Here is a 17,094-nt window from a genome sequence, read left to right on the forward strand (position 1 = left end):
GTCTCCGTGCTTCTTTTCCTTGGTGTTATTGGTTTTTATTTTTGTGGTGCAACCAATTCACTTCAAATCAAATCCGCGAAGCCAGCCACTCCGTCATCTTTCCAAATACCTCGCTACGCAGCGGCTCGGCTTCGTTAAAGATCTCGTGATACCCGTTGTCGAACCACGCCAAGGTCCGCAAATCTTCCGGCGCATTCGCATAGAAATCGCGGCTGCCGGAGGGATCGACAATCGCATCCGCGCCGCCGGCCATCAGCAGCATCGGCGCTTCCAGGCGCGGCGCATCCTGCTGTGCCTGCGTGATCGCATTGAGCATGAACTCCAGCAATGATGCGCTGATCGTGCCCTGCACCAGCGGGTCTGCGCGATAGGCGGCAGCGACGCTCGGATCGTGCGAAAGCTTGGCCGGATCAACGGGATTGGGCACCGGCAACCGCGGCGCGATGGCGGAGAGAATCCCCCGCACGATGCCCGTTCCGGGCGGCAACTTCACGCGCAGCGCGGGCGACGACAGCAGCACGCCACGCACGGGGCGGATACGCGCGGTGGTGAAGCGCGCGACGATCAATCCGCCCATGCTGTGGCCGAGCACGAACGGCATCTCATGCCATTCGGCGACGACGGCATCGACGATTTCTGCGAGATCGGTGAGGTAGTTGTCTTGCGCGTCGAGCGCCATGCGCGGGCCGCCGCTCTTGCCGTGGCCGCGCAGGTCGAAGGCCCGTACGCGCAGGCCAAGGTCGGTGAGCACCTTGGCCACATGCGGATAGCGGCCGCTGTGTTCGGCCATGCCGTGAACGAGGATGACGGTGCCACGCGGCTCGCCGGTGTCGGGCGCGGGCAACCAGGTGCGGACCAGCAGTTCAGTGCCGTCCTTCATGCGCTGGCGGGTTTCCAGCGCTGGATGGGCGGTGACCTGAGCGGGGGCTTGCGTCATCGGCGTCTCCTCCTTGGGTTGCCAGATTGTGGCATAGACGCCGCCTGTCGCAATCTGCGCCAATAGAGCGGCCCGTCAGTGGCAGCAGGCGTCGAGGTCGGACTCGGGGCCGCCTTCACCGCCCTCGCCGGCCACGCTCTGAAGGATCGGGCAATCGGGGCGGTCATCGCCGTGACAGGCGTTGGCAAGCGTCATCAGCGTGTCGCGCATGCTTTGCAGCTCGCTGATGCGCGCATCGAGATCCGCCACGTGGCGCAGGGTGACCGCCTTCACATCGGCGCTGGCGCGTTCGCGATCGTTCCACAACGACAGCAGCGTGCGGATTTCCTCCAGCGCGAAACCCAGCGAGCGCGACCTGTGGATAAACCGCAGCACATGCAGCGCCCGCGCGTCGTACATGCGGTAGTTGCCTTCGGTGCGCGGGCTGGGCGGCAGCAGGCCGATGCTTTCGTAGTAACGGATCATCTTGGCCGATACGCCGCTGGCCTTCGCGGCCTCGCCAATGTTGACCGGTCCTTTGTCGATGAGATGGGTGCGCGTCATGCGTTGTCTCCGGTGGCGCGCCAGCGGCGCAGCATCAGCGCATTGGTGACCACGCTCACACTGGAGAACGCCATGGCCGCGCCGGCAAATGTCGGGTTCAGCAAGCCGAATGCCGCCAGCGGAATGCCCACCACGTTATAGATGAACGCCCAAAACAAGTTCTGGCGGATCTTTGCGACGGTGCGGCGCGAGAGGTCCAGCGCGTCACTCACCAGACGCGGCTCGCCGCGCATGAGCGTGATGCCGGCGGCCTGCATCGCCACATCGGTGCCGGTGGCCATGGCGATGCCGACATCGGCCGCCGCCAACGCCGGCGCGTCGTTGATGCCGTCGCCCACCATCGCCACCACATGGCCGCCCTGCTGCCATGCCATCACACGCGCGGCCTTGTCTTGCGGCAGCACTTGCGCGGCTACTTCATCGATGCCAAGTGCCTGGGCCACGCTGCGCGCTGCACCAGCGTTGTCGCCGGTCACGAGCGCGGTGCGCACGCCGCGCGCCTGCAGCGCGGACACGGCCTCCTTCGCGCCGGGCTTGAGCGCATCGCCAAAGGCAATCAGCCCGCGCAGCTGCACGCCGCTTTCGTCACGCTGCGCAAGCCACGAGACGGTGTTGCCTTGCGCCTCCAGCGCATCGGCGCGCGCTTGCAATGCGCTGCGGTCGAGCCCCAGTTCATCCATCCACCGCGCATTGCCGAGTTGCAGCGATGCGCCATTCACGATGCCTCGCGTGCCGCGTCCGGCCAGCACTTCGGGCGATTGCGCGGGCATGACGGCGCGACCGCGCGCCTTGGCATAGTCGCGCGTGGCCTGTGCCAGCGGGTGCGTGTTCTCGGCCTGCAGCGCGGCAAGCTGGTCGAGCAGCGTGTCGGCGTCAATGCCGGATGCCGCTTCCACCGCCGTGACGCGCGGCTGGCCGACGGTAAGCGTGCCCGTCTTGTCGAAGACAACGAAATCGACTTGTTGGGCGCGCTCCAGCGCCTGCGCGTCGGCAATGAGAATGCCGCGCCGCGCGCCCGCACCCGTGCCAGCCATGATGGCGGACGGCGTGGCAAGGCCGAGCGCGCACGGGCAAGCAATCACCAGCACCGCCACGGCGTTGACGATGGCCGTCTCCCACCCCGCACCAGCGATGAACCAACCGGCCAGCGTCAGCAACGCCGCCACCAGCACCGCCGGCACAAAGATGGCGCTCACGCGGTCGACCAGTTGCTGGATCGGCGGCTTGGCGGCCTGCGCGTCTTCTACGAGGCGGATGATGCGCGAGAGCATCGTGTCTGCGCCGATGGCCGTGGTGCGCACGAGCAGCACGCCGTCGGTGGCGATGGCACCGGCGGTCACGCGGTCACCTTCGCGCTTGGGCACGGGCAGGCTTTCGCCGGTCAGCATGGATTCATCGACGTGGCTCGCGCCTTCCAGCACCACCGCATCCACGGGGATACGCTCACCGGCGCGCACGGACACCACATCACCCACACGCACCTGGGCGACAGGGGTATCTCGCAGCGTACCGTCGGCACCGCGCACGCGAGCGGTGTCGGGGCGCAGCGCCTGCAGGGCACGGATGGCCTGCGCGGTCTGGCGCTTGGCACGCACTTCCAGCCACTTGCCAAGCCGCACCAGCGTGATGACCACGGCGGCGCTCTCGAAGTACAGGTGCGGCGCGTGGTGCATCCCGTCCGCCCCGGCGCGCCACCACAGCCACAGCGACAGCCCATACGCCGCCGACGTGCCGAGCGCCACCAGCAGATCCATATTGCCGGCGCCCGCACGGAGCGCCTTCCAGCCCGCCTTGTAGAAGCGCGCACCAATGACAAACTGCACCGGCGTCGCCAGCAGCCATTGCACCCAGGCCGGCAGCATCCAGTCGCCGCCGAACCAGCCGGCAATCATCGGCAACACCAGCGGCACAGACAGCGCGGTGGCAATCCACACGGGGCCGGCACCGTCCCAGAAATCGGGTTCGACAGCAGCAGGCGCGGCGGTTTCGTCGGAAGCGACGCGCGCCTCATAGCCAGCCGCGGTGACGGCAGCGACGAGCGCATCGCTGGCCGCACCGCCCTGCACGCGGGCGCGCTCGGTCGCGAGGTTCACGCTCGCATCGGTCACACCCGGCACGGCGCGCAGGGCACGCTCGACGCGGCCCGCACAGGCAGCGCAGGTCATCCCACTGATATCGAGATCGGTGGAAGTCACGTCGGGAAGGCTGGCGGCAGTCATGGAAGCGTCCGTTTTGAAGAAGATGGCATCAGCCTAGACCTTCCCATCTTGGTAAGGTCAAGCGCCATTTTACGCTTGCGCTTCCCACGATGGGAAGGTTCATACTGCTGCCGTGATTCACCCTTCCCTCTTTCAGGAGCCAACCATGACGACGTCTTCCACGACCTTTTCCGTGACGGGCATGAGCTGCGGCCACTGCGTATCGGCCGTCACGCGTGCGGTGCAGCAGGTCGATGCCGGCGCCAATGTGCAGGTCGACCTCGACAAGCAGACCGTGGCCGTCACCAGCGGTGCCAGCGCCGATGCGGTCAAGGCCGCCATCGAGCAAGCCGGCTACCCGGTCAAAGCTTCCGCCTGAGCCCGGTGTGGGCAACAAAAAAGGCGTGCCGCTGTGGCACGCCTTTTTGTTTGCGCGGAAGCCGCTTAGAAGCGGTAGCCGACGTTCAGGAAGGTCACGACCGGGTTGATCTTGATCTTCGCTTCGCTCACAACGTGGACGCCGGTCGCCGTCGTGCTATCGATCGTTGCCGTGGTCTTCAGCGGGAGGTACGACACCGACAGGCCAACGAACCAGTCCTTGGTGATGGCGTACGTGGCACCCACGTTCAGCACCGGGTTCAACGAACCGTCGGTCGACACGTTGCTCTTGCTGCCCGGGCCAGCCAGCTTCGTCTGGAAGGCGCTGTTCGTGATCTTCTCGTCGGAGAACCACGTGTAGTTCAGGCCCAGACCAACGTACGGGCGGAACTTAGTGTCGGCGTTGAAGAAGTACCACTTCGCCAGCACGGCCGGGCTCCACTGCTTGGCCGAGCCGATTTCGCCGTAACCCGACAGTGCGCCCGTCCCTTCGATTTTGTGGCGCGGAGGAATGCCACCTACTAGCTCAACGGCAATGTTGTCGGTAAAGAAGTGCGTGAAGGCGAGACCAACGGTATCGGCTTCCTGGATCTTGGCGCCCGTGCCAGATTGCGACTGGTTCACCGGCATGCCGCCGATGCTCTTGACCAACAGCGGGTCGCTCGAGCTGTTCGGCATCACGCGGAACCAGCCGAGGCTGACGATGTTGCTGCCGGCAGCCTGTGCGTGTGCGGCGGTGGCGAGGATCATCCCGGCGGCGGCCGCCAGTGCTTTTTTATAGGCCATCTCTGTATGTGCTCCTGTGTCAGACGCATCCGTTGCAACCGTGTTGACACGTTTGCGGTGCGTTCTAAGTCTCCTCCCAGGCGGAAGGGATGGCCATTATCCCGTGTGATTGCCTTGACTAGAACCCTTTTTCTAGAGGTTTCCTGTTACAGCGTGTGCGCTCGATCGGCCTGCGACGGGCTTTTCCAGCACATGCCCAGTTTTTAAACAGCTTTGGACTTGGACAGCGCGAGCACGCACGCGGCCAGATCCCACAGGGCACTGCCGACGCTTTTGAATACCACCGGCGACACCGGCGCGGCCTGCGTAAGTGTGTCCGGCGGCGCGTCGACACACTGTTGTAACGGCCGCACACGCGACCACGGCACGCCAGCCTGCAGCAGGTCGCCGGCCTCCGCTTCCAGGTCGACGAGGGTGTCGGCGTACAGCCGATCGACGGCGGCGGCATGCACGCACAAGCGTGGCGGCAGCTCGGCCATGTCGGGCCGAAAGGCGCCCACAGCCGCGATGAAGTGATGGGGTCCCCACGCATAGCCCGCAGGTTGACCTGCATCGCCCAAGTCAGGAAGCACTGGTTGCGATGACGGTGTGGCAGTAATTACGAGCGAGGTCTGCGGCAATGCCGCGCGGGCCGCGTCCGCCACGCCGGCCGCATCACCGCCCGCCAGCGCGGTGGCGTCCATGCCCAGGGCGCGTGCGTAGTACGCCAGCCCATCGGCGCTGCCAGCCGTGCGCGCGACGATGGTGACGCGTCGCGTGCCCAGCCCGAAGCGGAAGGCTTCCAGGTGCGCACGCGCCTGGGCCCCGGCCCCGATCAGCAGCAGATCTCCCGCCGGCTCAGGTGCGAGCAGACGCGCTGCCAGCAACGACACGGCGGCGGTGCGGTGCGCGGTCACGGTCGGGCCATCCAGCATCAGCCGGCGCTCGCCGGTGCGGGCGTCCATCACCACAACCTCGCCGTGAATGGCTGGCAAGCCTTGGCCAGGGTTGTGCGGGTGCACGGTGATCATCTTGGTGATGGCGATGTCGGCATTGGACGCCGGCATCAGCAGCAGACTGCCGCCGCCCGCCACAGGCATCACAAGACGCGCCGGTGCCTGGGCGCGGCCGGCGCGTGCGTCGCGTAACACCTGGGCGATGGCATCGGCCAACGCAGCGTAAGGCAGGCGGGCTGCCGTGGTGGCAGCGTCGAGGGTCTCCAGCATCGGGCTCCCGCAGCGGAAGAAACGTCAGACGGACTTATGCAGCGGCGCGGCGCGGCGGCGGTGTGCGGCGCGTGAGCAATCCCGCGCTGATGAGCAACTGCGCAGCGGCGTAGCTCCACCAGATCGCCAGCTCGTGGTCGGTGAACGGAAAGACGAACACGCTGATGCCGATCATCGCATCGGAAGCTGCGAAGGCGAGTGCGCCCCACGCCGTCAGCGGCCCCGGCAGGCGCGCCAGCAATGCCGCGCACACCATCGCCGACAGCACGACCATGTAGGCGATCACCGGCCCCTTCAGCTCACCCAGTCCCGGCCAGTACCACAGCAGCATGCCGATGGCCACGCCGATCATCACGCCGACACCGATCATGCGGATGGCCGACGACACGCCGCGCAACCCCACCAGCACCCGCAGATAGCACACATGCGCCAGCAGGAAACAGCCCAGCCCGGCCATGAACGAGAACGCGAAACCCGGCAGGGCGAGCCACAGATCCCCAAACGCGGAAAACACCATGGCGCCGATCAGCCAGCGCCGCTCACGCGGAATCTCGTGCAGCGAGGCGGCGCGCGCAAGCAGCAACGCCATCAGCATTTTCCACAGCGGCTGCGCGACGATGCGACCGACCAGCGGCGTGCCCGGCGGAACTTCAACGGCCACCATGGTCAGCATGCCGCCGTAGGTGACGCCTGCCACGGCAGCAGCCACCCACCACGCGCGAACCCGTGCCGGCATGCCGTAGCCGCCTGACAGATGCGCCGGCGCGTGCGCCGGATGCGTGGTGTGTCCTTCAACCATCGTGGTCTCCCGCCAAACAGAGGCGATTCATATCAGCAAAGTGATGTCGGCTTGCAGCGTGACACGCCGCGCACCCTGGCGCAAGGCGCGCATTTACCCACCAAGGTGGGATAGCGGCAACGCGCCATCCCGCTTCAAGGCCGTCAATACGATATTGGAACGGACATTGTCCACGCCCGGCACACGCATCAGCTTGCGCATGACGAATTCCGACAGCGCGGGCAGATCGGGCACCACCACGCGCAGCATGTAGTCGGCGTCGCCGGCCACGGAATAGCACTCCTGCACCGCGTCGAGCAGGCTGATCTCTTCGCGAAAGCGTTCGACGATGGCGTCGCCGTGGTGCGCCAGCTTGACGCTCGCGAACACCGTCACGCCCAGCCCCAGCCCGGTTGGCGAGAGCACCACCCGGTAGCCCTCGATCACGCCTTCCGATTCAAGCCGCGCCAGCCGCCGTCCGACTTGGCTGGCCGATAGGTGGACTTGCTCCGAGAGCTGCTGATGCGTCGCGCGGCCATCGCGCTGAAGGGCCGCCAGCAGGGCCAGATCGAAGTTATCAAGCGAAATCATGCACATCTCCAGCGTTCACAGGCGGTATTTTGCATGATTTCCGCAGACGAGGCGCAATGGACCACCGTTTTGCGGCCAACCCGCGTGGCCCCGCCCCTACACTGGCCGGACTCTGATTGCACGAGATCGACATTACCAATGGACATCGCAACCACCGCCCCCGACGCAGCGCAAAACGCCGCTCCGGCTGGCTTCAACGGCACCCTGACCGACAAGCTGCGCGAGCAATTCGCCGAAGGCCTGGACGGCCAGACGCTGCGTGCCGATTTCACCATGCAGCAGCCGGTGCACCGCTACACCGCCGCCGACCATGCAACGTGGCGCACGCTGTACGACCGCCAGGAAGCGCTGTTGCCGGGCCGCGTGTGCGATGAATTCCTGCAAGGCCTCTCGACGCTGGGCATGAGCCGCGACGCCGTGCCGTCTTTCGACGAACTCAACGAAACCCTGATGCGCGCCACCGGGTGGCAGATCGTCGCCGTGCCGGGCCTGGTGCCCGACGAAGTGTTCTTCGATCACCTCGCCAATCGCCGCTTTCCCGCAAGCTGGTGGATGCGTCGCCCCGATCAGCTCGATTACCTGCAAGAGCCGGACTGCTTCCACGACATCTTTGGCCACGTGCCGCTGCTGATTAATCCGATCTTTGCCGACTACATGGAAGCCTACGGCAAGGGTGGCCTGAAGGCCGCGCGCCTGGGCCAGCTCGACATGCTCGCGCGCCTGTACTGGTACACGGTGGAATTCGGCCTGATCCGCACGCCGGCCGGCCTGCGCATCTACGGCGCTGGCATCGTGTCGAGCAAAAGTGAATCGGTGTACGCGCTGGATTCCGCCAGCCCGAACCGCATCGGCTTCGACGTGCGCCGCATCATGCGCACGCGCTACCGCATCGACACGTTCCAGAAGACCTACTTCACGATCGACAGCTTCGAGCAGCTGTTCGACGCCACGCGTCCGGATTTCACGCCGCTGTATGAAGAACTCGCCGCGCTGCCGACCATCGGTGCGGGCGACGTGGTGGATGGCGATCTGGTATTGAACGTGGGCAACCGCGAAGGTTGGGCAGACACGGCGGACATCTGAGCGCAGAGCGTGGCGCGCTGACTATACTGCGCGCATTCAAGACAGAACTTCGCCCCCATCATGATGCCGACCCTGAACGACGACCAACGCAAGGCCCTCTTTGCCGAAGTGCCCGGCTGGACGCTGCAGAGCGACCGCGACGCCATCCAGAAAACTTTCACCTTTGCCGACTTCAACGCCGCGTTCGGCTTCATGACGCGCGTGGCGATCAAAGCCGAGCAGATGAATCACCACCCCGAGTGGTTCAATGTGTGGAATCGCGTGGACATCACCCTGTCCACACACGATGCGAATGGGCTCACGCACCGTGACGCCGATCTCGCGCGCTTTATCGAGCAGGCCGCGAAAAGCGCAGGCGCCACCGGCGCGAAGTAATCACCGCAATGCTGGCGCTCAGCCCTGTGTGGCTGCGCGCCACGCCTCATACGCCGCCCGCGCCTTGTCGCCCAATTGCTCAGGGGCGATGCGGGTGGCGCCTTGTACAATCATCAGCGCATACGGCTTGGCCAGCGCCGACGCCTCGGCACACAGCCGCAGTTCCTCGCCTTCGGCGGGCGAACGGGCACGCCAGAAATTGATGGCGGCCTCCAGATCGGTGATGGTGAGCAGGGCATCGGTCATCCGCGCATTGTAGCGCTGCCCAATCTCGCCGATTGTCCCTTTTTGCCCCTTTCCGCCCGCATTCTGGATCGAGTCAATGCGCATCCTGCTGATTGAAGACGACCGTGCCATCGCCAGCGGCATCCATGCCGGACTCACGCAAGCCGGGCATCGCGTGCATGTCGTGCACGACGGTGTCTTCGCCACTGAACAGCTCACCCGGCAGACCCACGATTTGGTGATCCTCGATCTCGGGCTGCCCGGCATCGACGGCATGACGCTGCTGTCGCAGTTTCGGGCGCGCGATCGCGCCACGCCCGTGCTGATCCTGACCGCCCGCGACGGCCTGCTCGACAAGGTGAATGGCCTGAACGCCGGCGCCGATGATTACCTCCTCAAGCCGTTCGAGATGCTCGAACTCGTGGCGCGCGTGGGCGCACTGCTGCGCCGTCGCAATGACTCGACTGAGCCCGCCGCGCGGCCTGACATCCTTGTTGGACGACTGCGCATGAGCGGCGTGGAGCGGCGCATCTTTGTCGACGCTGCCCCGCTTGAACTGTCGCCGCGCGAATTTGCCGTGCTGGAGTTGCTGATGCTGCGCCAGGGCCGCGTCGTCAGCAAGGTGCAGTTGCAGGATCACCTTGCAAGCTTCGGCCACGCCATCGGTGAAGCCAGCCACGACGTGGTGGGCGACACGGCTATCGAAGTCTATGTGCACCGCGTGCGCCGCAAGATCGAACATTCCGAGGCGGAGATCGTCACGGTGCGCGGCTTCGGCTATCTGTTGCAGGCACGCGCCGCGGCGTAGTTCTCGCCATGTTTAAACGCCACCGCCCTGCCTCGTCGTCGGCTTCATCGGCTCCGGCCAAGGGCGCTGGCAACGGTGCGATCAGCCTGCGCCTGCATCTGTTGCGTGCGCTGGCGACGCCGCTGTTTGGCCTCATCGTGGGAACCGGCGCGCTGTCGTACTGGCTGGCGGCGCACTACACCGCACAGGTGTTCGATCGCGCATTGGTGGGTGTGGCGAACACGTTGGCGGAGCAATTGCGCATCGCCGGTCCGCATGTGCCGGCGGCCAAGCTCTACGACATTGCTCTCACTGCGCAGACGCTCGTTCAGAACAGCGGTGAAGACCGCATTTACTGGCGCATTTCCGGGCCCACGGGCACGCTCGTCGGGCGCGACACGCCATTGGGCTACGGCTCCGGCCAGGTCCGTATTGGCGATGCGCGCGTGTTCTACAGCTGGATCGACGGCAAACAGGTGCGCGCGGTGCATTTGCTCGTGCCGGGCGTGAGTGCGGAGGTGCCCAAGCCGCGCTCGCCGCGTCAGCCTGTGCAGCCCGATCCCGAAGATGACGTCACCCGCCCCGCGCTGGCGCCCACGCAGTCGCAGACGGCACCCGCGTTCAACCCATCCAACCCGCCCGATGCCATGCAGGCCGAAGGCGGCATCGTCGTGGAAGTGGCGGAGCTGCTGGACCATCGCGATACGGCCGCCAAGGAAGTGCTGCTGTCGGTGTCGATTCCGTTGATCGTGCTGCTGGCCATCGGCGGGCTGATTCTCTCGCTGGTGCTCAAGGAAGAGCTGCAGCCGTTGCAGACGCTGGCCGACACGCTCAACAAGCAGAGCGCGCGTTCGGTGACGCCGCTGCCGGCGGAATCTGCGGAACGCGTGCCCGCCGAACTGCAACCGCTCATCAACGCGATGAACGCGCTGCTGGCCCGGTTGCGCGACGCACTCGAAGCGCAGCGCACCTTCATCGCAGACGCTGCACATCAGCTGCGCACACCGCTCACCGCGTTGAAGCTGCATGCCGATCGCGCCGTCGATGCCAAGACATTGGACGATGCCCGGCCCGCACTGCTGGAACTGCAATCGGGTGCCAACCGCGCGGTGCGCCTCTCCAACCAGTTGCTGACGCTGGCGCGTGCCGAGCCCGGCATGACGCTCGATCAGCTGGGCCCGCCGATGCGGGTCGATCTGGTTTCGCTCGCGTTCGATACCGGCGCCGAGTGGGTGCCGCGTGCACTCGCGCGTGGGCTGGATCTCGGCTTCGAGGCCTGGCCGCAGGAGGCAGCGTCGCCGGGTTCGTTGCAGGCGCCGGTGCTGGCCAACGTGGTGCTGCTGCGCGAGGCCGTCAACAACCTGCTCGACAACGCCATCAAATACGTGCCGGCCGGCGGACGCGTGACCTTGCGCGCCGGCATGGAGGCCGACGCGGCGTCTCAGTGGTGGGGTGTGGTGAGCGTGGAAGACAACGGCCCGGGCATTCCGCTCGAGCGGCGCGGTGAAGTCTTCCAGCGCTTCTTCCGTGGGGATGCGGACCACCGCCCGGGGCAACCGCAAGGCAGCGGCCTGGGCCTGGCCATCGTGCACGACATCGTGCGTCTGCACGGCGGCACCGTCGCCATCGATGATGCGACCGCGCGCGATGGCAGCCGCGTGATGCGCTTCGTGTTGCGCCTGCCGCTGGCCGACGACGCCGTCTGAACGACGGACGTTCGACCTACTTCTTCTTTTTCTTCGCGGGCGGCGCCAGCATCGTGCCGCGGCATTTCTTCGCGCCGCAGCGGCACGCAAACTGTTCCTTCAATGCCTTGGTCTGACGGCCTTCGATGACGAGGCCGTAGTCGTAGAACAGTTCTTCGCCAGGTTCGATGTCGCGCAGCGCGTGAATGAACACGCGGCCATCCGCTTCGCGCGCCTCGCAGTTCGGCTTGCAGGCGTGGTTGATCCAGCGCGCGCGGTTGCCGCCGTACTTGGCGTCGATCACGCTGCCGTCTTCCAGGCTGAAATAGAACGTGTGATTCGGGTCCGACGGATCATGCGGATGGCGGCGCAGCGCCTCCTTCCACGTGATGTGCTCGCCCTTGTACTCGATGATCTTCTTGCCGCGTGCGATGGCGACCACGGCATACACGCCGCGTCCGTGCACACCCGATTCGCGCACCTCGATGCGATCGCGGCGGCGCAGTTTGGCCGGCGCTTCCGTCGCGGGCGAGGACTCAGCCAGAGCCGGCGTGGCATCAGGGGACGTGCGTGTCATGGGAAATGGCGCAGTAAAGCGAAACAAAAACGTCGATCAACGAAGCCGTGAGCCTACACCAAAAGCATGGCATCTCGACACGTGCCGCAACCCCATGCCGCCCTGCCAATGTGGATAACCCGGCCTGCAGCTGTGGATAACTACCGGCAAAGGCTGTTGGCTGTCTGTGGCTGCCCTGTCGACGGTGTGGGCACAAGTGACGGGGTTGCCTGCCGGGCGATCGGAAAAAACAGCGAGCTATCCACCTGAGGGCACACGCGGTACCCCCTGTTTTGCTTGCGGCAAGTGCTTGAACATAAAGCGGTTTTTGTACTTATCCACAGAAACTATCCACCGTTATCTACTACTACTATCTGTATACATAAGAAAAAAGGTAAACCCGTCAATCGACTTGCGTCGAACCGATCAGCGAACCAACAAGCCAACCGCAAACCAGAACACCACGCGTCAATATTGATGTGATGGGATCGCCTCGCAACGTAGGCCCCATGCGGGTTTACGGAACCCACATGCCACGCGCCGTTACAAAGCTCACGTGCCGGCGCTGTTCGCATGCCGGTATCATGTCGCCCTTGGAGCCATCCCCCGGACGCTCTGTTGTGTGTTTTATCTACTCTTGAAGGGAGTCAAGCAATGACGAAAACCGAACTGATCGACGCCATCGCCAGCGGCGTAGACGGTCTGACCAAGGCCAAGGCCGAGCAGGCACTGAACGTGACGCTGCAAGCCATCATGGAATCCGTTGGCAAGGGCGATGCGGTCAGCCTCATCGGCTTTGGTACCTTCAGCCAAGGTGAGCGTGCCGAGCGCATGGCCCGCAACCCGCGCACCGGCGAAGAAATCAAGGTCGAAGCAGCCAAGACGGTCAAGTTCAAGGCCGGCCAGAAGTTCAAGGACGCTGTCAACGCCTGATGCAATGACAGCCCTCGGCGCAGCCAGCCCGTCTGGTGAGCGCCAACGACGTGGCATGCCATTGCATGCGTGAATCGACCGCAGCATTGGCGTACCACGTCGGAAGGCCTGTCTCCCCGTCAGGCCATCCCTTCCCTTCTCTTCCATGTCCCGCCCTCTTCTGCGCAATTCGCTCGTGCTGCGTATTGCCCTGCCGATCGTCCTGATCGCACCGATCCTTTGGTTTGCCGGTTGCGCGACGCCGCCTGCGCGCCCGCAAGCCGAACCGCTGCCCGACAACGAAGTCGTGCAGACGCGCCCAGGCGCGACACCGCGCGAAAAGATGATCGAGATTGCCCTGACCGAATGGGACCGATGGGGCCGCCAGGTCGTGCGTGTGGGGCGTGACGACACGTATTGCGTGGCCGGCGGTGGTTTTCCTGACCAGCCGCAAGGCCGCTGGCTGACACCCGACGACCCGACGCCCGCCCCGTCCGATGAAGAAAGCGGTACCGACATGCCGCTGCCCAAAGCGGTTGCGACGCCCGCTGCTCCTGCCCCCGCACCTTGCCTGCGCTATCCCGACGGCACGGGCGGTGAAGCCACCGCGCGCGGCTGCGTGCTGGCCAAGCGCTACTGGGCCATCGTCGGCAAGACGCCGACGTGCCAGCAGCTCACGACGGGCGGCTGGGCGTGGTCTGCGGTGTTCATCTCGTGGATCATGCGCAAGGCCGGCCTGCAGAACGATCAATTCCTGACGGGCGCCACGCATGCGGAATACGTGACCGATGCACGCGACCACCTGCTCAAGCATCCCGCCTTTGTGCTCGAACGCACGCCGGCCGTGCCGCGCCCTGGTGACCTCATCTGCACCGCGCGCGGCGCCGATCGTTTCATGACGGACCCGGCCGAGATCCAGGCCGGCAGAACACCCATGCACTGCGACCTCGTCGTCGAGGTGGACCCGGTGCGCCATGAAGTGAAATCGATTGGCGGCAACGTGCAGCAATCCGCGTCGATGAGCATCACCGAGTTGAATGACGCCAACCAGCTCGATCCGTACACGAACTCGGTCATGCAGTGGTTGGTGATCCTGCGCAACCAGTTGCCCTAGCAGCGGCAGATGTAACGTTGTTTGACGCCCGGCGCAAATTCATTAACATGTGAATCACTTAAGCGCCGGCAACCCGACCGGCGCATGGCCCCTGCGATCAGGAGACAGGTCATGACGGTGCTTTCGCTTTCACCCGACGCCGGATCGAGCATCCAGGCCCATCGCCCGGACTGGTGCGGCCCACATGAATGGGCCGCGCGCGTGAAGCTGGCGGCGTGCTACCGCATCTTTGCGCAGCTCGGCTGGACGGAGCTGATCTACAACCACATCACGCTGCGCCTGCCACCCGAAGATGGCCGCGCCGACGATGGCGGCCCGCATTTCCTCATCAACCCGTTCGGCCTGACCTATGCCGAGGTTTGCGCGTCGAACCTCGTGAAGATTGACCTGCAGGGCAATGCGCAGCGCGCGCCGGGTCAGCCGGACTGGCCCGTCAACCCCGCCGGCTTTACCGTGCATGCCGCCATTCACGCCGGCATTCCGGGTGCGCATTGCGTGATGCACACCCACACGACCGCCGGCATGGCCGTGGCCTGCGCGCGCGATGGTCTGTCGATCAGCAACTTCTATGCGGCGCAGCTGCACGGCAAGGTGGCGTACCACGACTTTGAAGGTATTACCGTGCATGCCGATGAAGGCCCGCGCCTGGTCAAGAACATCGGCGACAAGCCTGCGGTGATCCTGCGCAACCACGGGCTGCTGGCCTGGGGCGATTCGATTGCGCGGGCCTTTGCGGTGTTGTGGCTGCTCAACCGCGCGTGCGAGATCCAGCTGGCTTCCACATCAATGGGCCCCGTGCTGGAGATCCCCGAAGCGATTGCGCGCAACTGCACGCGCGATTCGTTGCAGTTCAACCCGAACTTTGGCGCAGGCGAAGATGTGTTTGCGGCGCTCACCCGCACCATCGACCGCATCGACCCTTCCTACCGAACCTGATCACATGACACGCTTTTGCATCGTGGGCGCCGGCGCGGTCGGCGGCTATCTTGGCGCGAAGCTCGCGCTGGCCGATCAATCCGTCAACGTGTTGGCACGGGGCGCGACGCTTCAAGCACTGCAAGCCGAAGGGCTGCAACTGACCGAAGACGGCAATACACGCTCTGTGCCGGTGCACGCGAGTGACGATGCGCATGCGCTCGGTGTGCAGGATGTCGTGGTCGTGGCCGTGAAGGCGCCGGCCATGGAAAGCGTGGCGCAAACCATCGGCCCGCTCATCGGCCCGGACACTACCGTGGTGGTGGCGATGAACGGCGTGCCGTGGTGGTTCTTTGATCGACCTGGTCCGCTTGAAGGTCTGCGCCTGCAATCGGTCGATCCGCACGGCCGCATCGCGCAGGCCATTCCAACGAAGAACGTGCTCGGCTGCGTGGTGCATCTGACCTGCTCGACGGCTGCGCCTGGCCACGTGCGCCACGGGTTCGGCAAGCGATTGATCATCGGCGAACCTGCGGGCGGCACCTCACCGCGCCTCGATGCAATCGGGGCGCTGCTTGAACGCGCCGGTTTGCAGATCGAACGCAGCGAAGCCATCCAGCGCGACATCTGGTTCAAGCTGTGGGGCAACATGACGATGAACCCGGTGTCGGTGCTGACCGGCGCGACGTGTGACCGCATTCTCGACGACCCGCAGGTCAGCGCGTTTTGCCTGGCCATCATGGAAGAAGCGAAAGCGATCGGCGCGCGCATTGGCTGCCCGATCGAACAGAGCGGCGAAGAACGCAGCGCCGTCACGCGGCAGCTTGGCGCGTTCAAGACGTCGATGCTGCAGGATGCGGAAGCCGGGCGCGGCCCGCTGGAGATTGATGCGTTGGTGGCATCGGTGCGAGAGATCGGTCAGCACGTCGGCGTGCCGACGCCGCAGATTGATGCGCTGCTGGGTCTGGTGCGACTGCATGCCCAGACCCGCGGGCTTTATTGAGCGGCCAGGCCGCGTTATTGATACGTGAGCGTGAAGGTCGCGCTGCCGTTGGCGACGCCCGTCGTAACGCTGTTGGCGGTTTGCACGTAGCGCGCTTTCAGCGGAATCGCATAATCCCCATCCGCATCGGCCACCTGCCACTTGAAGCGTTTGGCCAGTTCGACCGGTTTGTCGTCGTAGAGCAGCTGGATGGCCACACCCGTGGCACTGGTCGAGCCCGCGTCCAGTTTCAGCATGCCCTGCGCGGCGTCATGTGCCGCCCCGTCCAGTTGCACGTTGATGCTTGTACCTTTTGCGCAGTTCAGCGGAATGCTGAAGGCCTGCGTCCTCGAAGGCGGCGAAGTGCCCGGCCCTTTGAACGCACTGATAGGCACATCGCCGAGTTTCACCGGAATCAACGTGCTGCTCACCGTGCACGACATGACATCGACCTTGAATGTGCCGATATTGATGGTGGACTCAGGTGTGTGCCACAAGGTCTTGTTGTTTCGCAGGATGAAAGAACCCACCTGTTTTCCCGACACCGACCCAGCGCTGACGCTTTGGGCTGTCTTGTAGAAGCGGATCAGCGCTTTGCCTTGTCTTGGGAGCGCGCTGAACATTCCGTTGATTGCGCAGTACATGTTTTGGTTTGGATTCTCCGTGTCGGATCCGTCAACCCAGCGCGTCACGTTTGCACATCCCTGCCATGTATCTGCCGATCCTACTGTTATGCCAACCGCATAACCGATTCCTTCGACGTTCGTCTTGTAGATGCGCTTGCCATCGAAGTCTGCAACGTGTGTCCCATACGCCTTGATGCCGACCTCCTGCCAAGGCAGCATGGGTACCGTATTGGAGCATTTGAAGGTACTCACCAGGTCCGAAGCCACCTCAGCAATGACCGAGCCCACCGGCAGATCACGCTGAATGGTCAAGTTTTTCGGTTGAACCGTGGTGCTGCTCGCAACGGTCTCGCAGGTGTAAGCAAATGCCCCTGGTGCCGCGATCAGCATGAGCCCTGCTCCAAGCTTGGCGGACGAC

The 17,094-nt window shown here is 64.8% G+C and carries 19 protein-coding genes; 9 read left to right on the forward strand and 10 right to left on the reverse strand.

Annotation, left to right across the window (positions count from 1 at the left end):
- Positions 1 to 67 precede the first annotated feature (67 nt).
- The 3 genes from R2676_RS14995 to R2676_RS15005 all read right to left on the reverse strand — a co-directional run bounded on the left by R2676_RS14995 (position 68) and on the right by R2676_RS15005 (position 3,699).
- Positions 68 to 937 (reverse strand): alpha/beta hydrolase, encoded by an 870-nt coding sequence (locus R2676_RS14995; protein ID WP_206273363.1) that lies wholly within the window; start codon positions 935 to 937, stop codon positions 68 to 70.
- A 75-nt stretch (positions 938 to 1,012) separates the two neighbouring features.
- On the reverse strand, positions 1,013 to 1,480 hold the full coding sequence (gene cueR, locus R2676_RS15000) for a Cu(I)-responsive transcriptional regulator (protein ID WP_206273364.1): 468 nt from the start codon (positions 1,478 to 1,480) through the stop codon (positions 1,013 to 1,015).
- A complete protein-coding gene (locus tag R2676_RS15005) occupies positions 1,477 to 3,699 on the reverse strand; it encodes a heavy metal translocating P-type ATPase (RefSeq protein WP_206273365.1) in 2,223 nt (740 codons plus the stop codon). Before R2676_RS15005 ends, cueR begins: the two co-directional genes overlap by 4 nt.
- A 145-nt stretch (positions 3,700 to 3,844) precedes the next feature.
- Here R2676_RS15005 and R2676_RS15010 point away from each other — a divergent pair, with 145 nt between their 5' ends.
- Positions 3,845 to 4,057 (forward strand): heavy-metal-associated domain-containing protein, encoded by a 213-nt coding sequence (locus tag R2676_RS15010; RefSeq protein ID WP_206273366.1) that lies wholly within the window; start codon positions 3,845 to 3,847, stop codon positions 4,055 to 4,057.
- Between the two features lie 65 nt (positions 4,058 to 4,122).
- On the opposite strand, the gene R2676_RS15015 is transcribed toward R2676_RS15010, so the two are convergent.
- The 4 genes from R2676_RS15015 to R2676_RS15030 all read right to left on the reverse strand — a co-directional run bounded on the left by R2676_RS15015 (position 4,123) and on the right by R2676_RS15030 (position 7,416).
- Positions 4,123 to 4,842 (reverse strand): OmpW/AlkL family protein, encoded by a 720-nt coding sequence (locus R2676_RS15015; protein ID WP_024977203.1) that lies wholly within the window; start codon positions 4,840 to 4,842, stop codon positions 4,123 to 4,125.
- Positions 4,843 to 5,045: 203 nt separating this feature from the next.
- The gene (locus R2676_RS15020) at positions 5,046 to 6,047 is read right to left on the reverse strand and encodes a delta(1)-pyrroline-2-carboxylate reductase family protein (RefSeq protein ID WP_316857310.1); all 1,002 of its coding nucleotides are present in this window, start codon (positions 6,045 to 6,047) and stop codon (positions 5,046 to 5,048) included.
- A 34-nt stretch (positions 6,048 to 6,081) separates the two neighbouring features.
- On the reverse strand, positions 6,082 to 6,846 hold the full coding sequence (locus R2676_RS15025; RefSeq protein WP_206273368.1) for a lysoplasmalogenase: 765 nt from the start codon (positions 6,844 to 6,846) through the stop codon (positions 6,082 to 6,084).
- A 93-nt stretch (positions 6,847 to 6,939) separates the two neighbouring features.
- On the reverse strand, positions 6,940 to 7,416 hold the full coding sequence (locus R2676_RS15030; RefSeq protein WP_124382480.1) for an Lrp/AsnC family transcriptional regulator: 477 nt from the start codon (positions 7,414 to 7,416) through the stop codon (positions 6,940 to 6,942).
- Positions 7,417 to 7,554: 138 nt separating this feature from the next.
- On the opposite strand from R2676_RS15030, the gene phhA reads away from it, so the two are divergent.
- Positions 7,555 to 8,499 carry a phenylalanine 4-monooxygenase gene (phhA, locus tag R2676_RS15035; RefSeq protein WP_027678816.1) on the forward strand — a complete coding sequence of 315 codons (945 nt, stop codon included), beginning with the start codon at positions 7,555 to 7,557 and terminating at the stop codon, positions 8,497 to 8,499.
- Between the two features lie 60 nt (positions 8,500 to 8,559).
- The gene (locus R2676_RS15040) at positions 8,560 to 8,874 is read left to right on the forward strand and encodes a 4a-hydroxytetrahydrobiopterin dehydratase (protein ID WP_027678815.1); all 315 of its coding nucleotides are present in this window, start codon (positions 8,560 to 8,562) and stop codon (positions 8,872 to 8,874) included.
- A gap of 18 nt (positions 8,875 to 8,892) precedes the next feature.
- On the opposite strand, the gene R2676_RS15045 is transcribed toward R2676_RS15040, so the two are convergent.
- The gene (locus R2676_RS15045; RefSeq protein WP_024973951.1) at positions 8,893 to 9,120 is read right to left on the reverse strand and encodes a DUF3717 domain-containing protein; all 228 of its coding nucleotides are present in this window, start codon (positions 9,118 to 9,120) and stop codon (positions 8,893 to 8,895) included.
- A 76-nt stretch (positions 9,121 to 9,196) separates the two neighbouring features.
- On the opposite strand from R2676_RS15045, the gene R2676_RS15050 reads away from it, so the two are divergent.
- Both R2676_RS15050 and R2676_RS15055 read left to right on the forward strand, forming a co-directional pair.
- Positions 9,197 to 9,907, forward strand: a complete 711-nt coding sequence (locus R2676_RS15050) for a response regulator transcription factor (protein ID WP_206273369.1) — start codon at positions 9,197 to 9,199, stop codon at positions 9,905 to 9,907.
- An 8-nt stretch (positions 9,908 to 9,915) separates the two neighbouring features.
- Entirely contained in the window at positions 9,916 to 11,592 is a 1,677-nt protein-coding gene (locus R2676_RS15055; RefSeq protein WP_206273370.1) for a sensor histidine kinase, read from the forward strand.
- 16 nt (positions 11,593 to 11,608) lie between these two features.
- Here R2676_RS15055 and R2676_RS15060 read toward each other — a convergent pair whose 3' ends face one another.
- Positions 11,609 to 12,148, reverse strand: a complete 540-nt coding sequence (locus R2676_RS15060; protein WP_147214327.1) for an SET domain-containing protein — start codon at positions 12,146 to 12,148, stop codon at positions 11,609 to 11,611.
- Between the two features lie 633 nt (positions 12,149 to 12,781).
- On the opposite strand from R2676_RS15060, the gene R2676_RS15065 reads away from it, so the two are divergent.
- The 4 genes from R2676_RS15065 (at position 12,782) to R2676_RS15080 (ending at position 16,071) form a co-directional block, all read left to right on the forward strand.
- Positions 12,782 to 13,060: an HU family DNA-binding protein gene (locus tag R2676_RS15065; RefSeq protein WP_004628548.1), complete on the forward strand. Its 279-nt coding sequence runs from the start codon at positions 12,782 to 12,784 to the stop codon at positions 13,058 to 13,060.
- Positions 13,061 to 13,205: 145 nt separating this feature from the next.
- Positions 13,206 to 14,153 (forward strand): DUF2272 domain-containing protein, encoded by a 948-nt coding sequence (locus R2676_RS15070; RefSeq protein WP_206273371.1) that lies wholly within the window; start codon positions 13,206 to 13,208, stop codon positions 14,151 to 14,153.
- 111 nt (positions 14,154 to 14,264) lie between these two features.
- Positions 14,265 to 15,089 (forward strand): class II aldolase/adducin family protein, encoded by an 825-nt coding sequence (locus R2676_RS15075; RefSeq protein WP_206273372.1) that lies wholly within the window; start codon positions 14,265 to 14,267, stop codon positions 15,087 to 15,089.
- A 4-nt stretch (positions 15,090 to 15,093) separates the two neighbouring features.
- A complete protein-coding gene (locus R2676_RS15080; RefSeq protein ID WP_206273373.1) occupies positions 15,094 to 16,071 on the forward strand; it encodes a 2-dehydropantoate 2-reductase in 978 nt (325 codons plus the stop codon).
- Positions 16,072 to 16,085: 14 nt separating this feature from the next.
- On the opposite strand, the gene R2676_RS15085 is transcribed toward R2676_RS15080, so the two are convergent.
- The gene (locus tag R2676_RS15085; protein WP_206273374.1) at positions 16,086 to 17,066 is read right to left on the reverse strand and encodes a fimbrial protein; all 981 of its coding nucleotides are present in this window, start codon (positions 17,064 to 17,066) and stop codon (positions 16,086 to 16,088) included.
- Between the last annotated feature and the right edge of the window lie 28 nt (positions 17,067 to 17,094).

Origin of the sequence: Ralstonia flatus (assembly GCF_958439105.1) — a bacterium.
Lineage (GTDB): Bacteria > Pseudomonadota > Gammaproteobacteria > Burkholderiales > Burkholderiaceae > Ralstonia > Ralstonia flatus.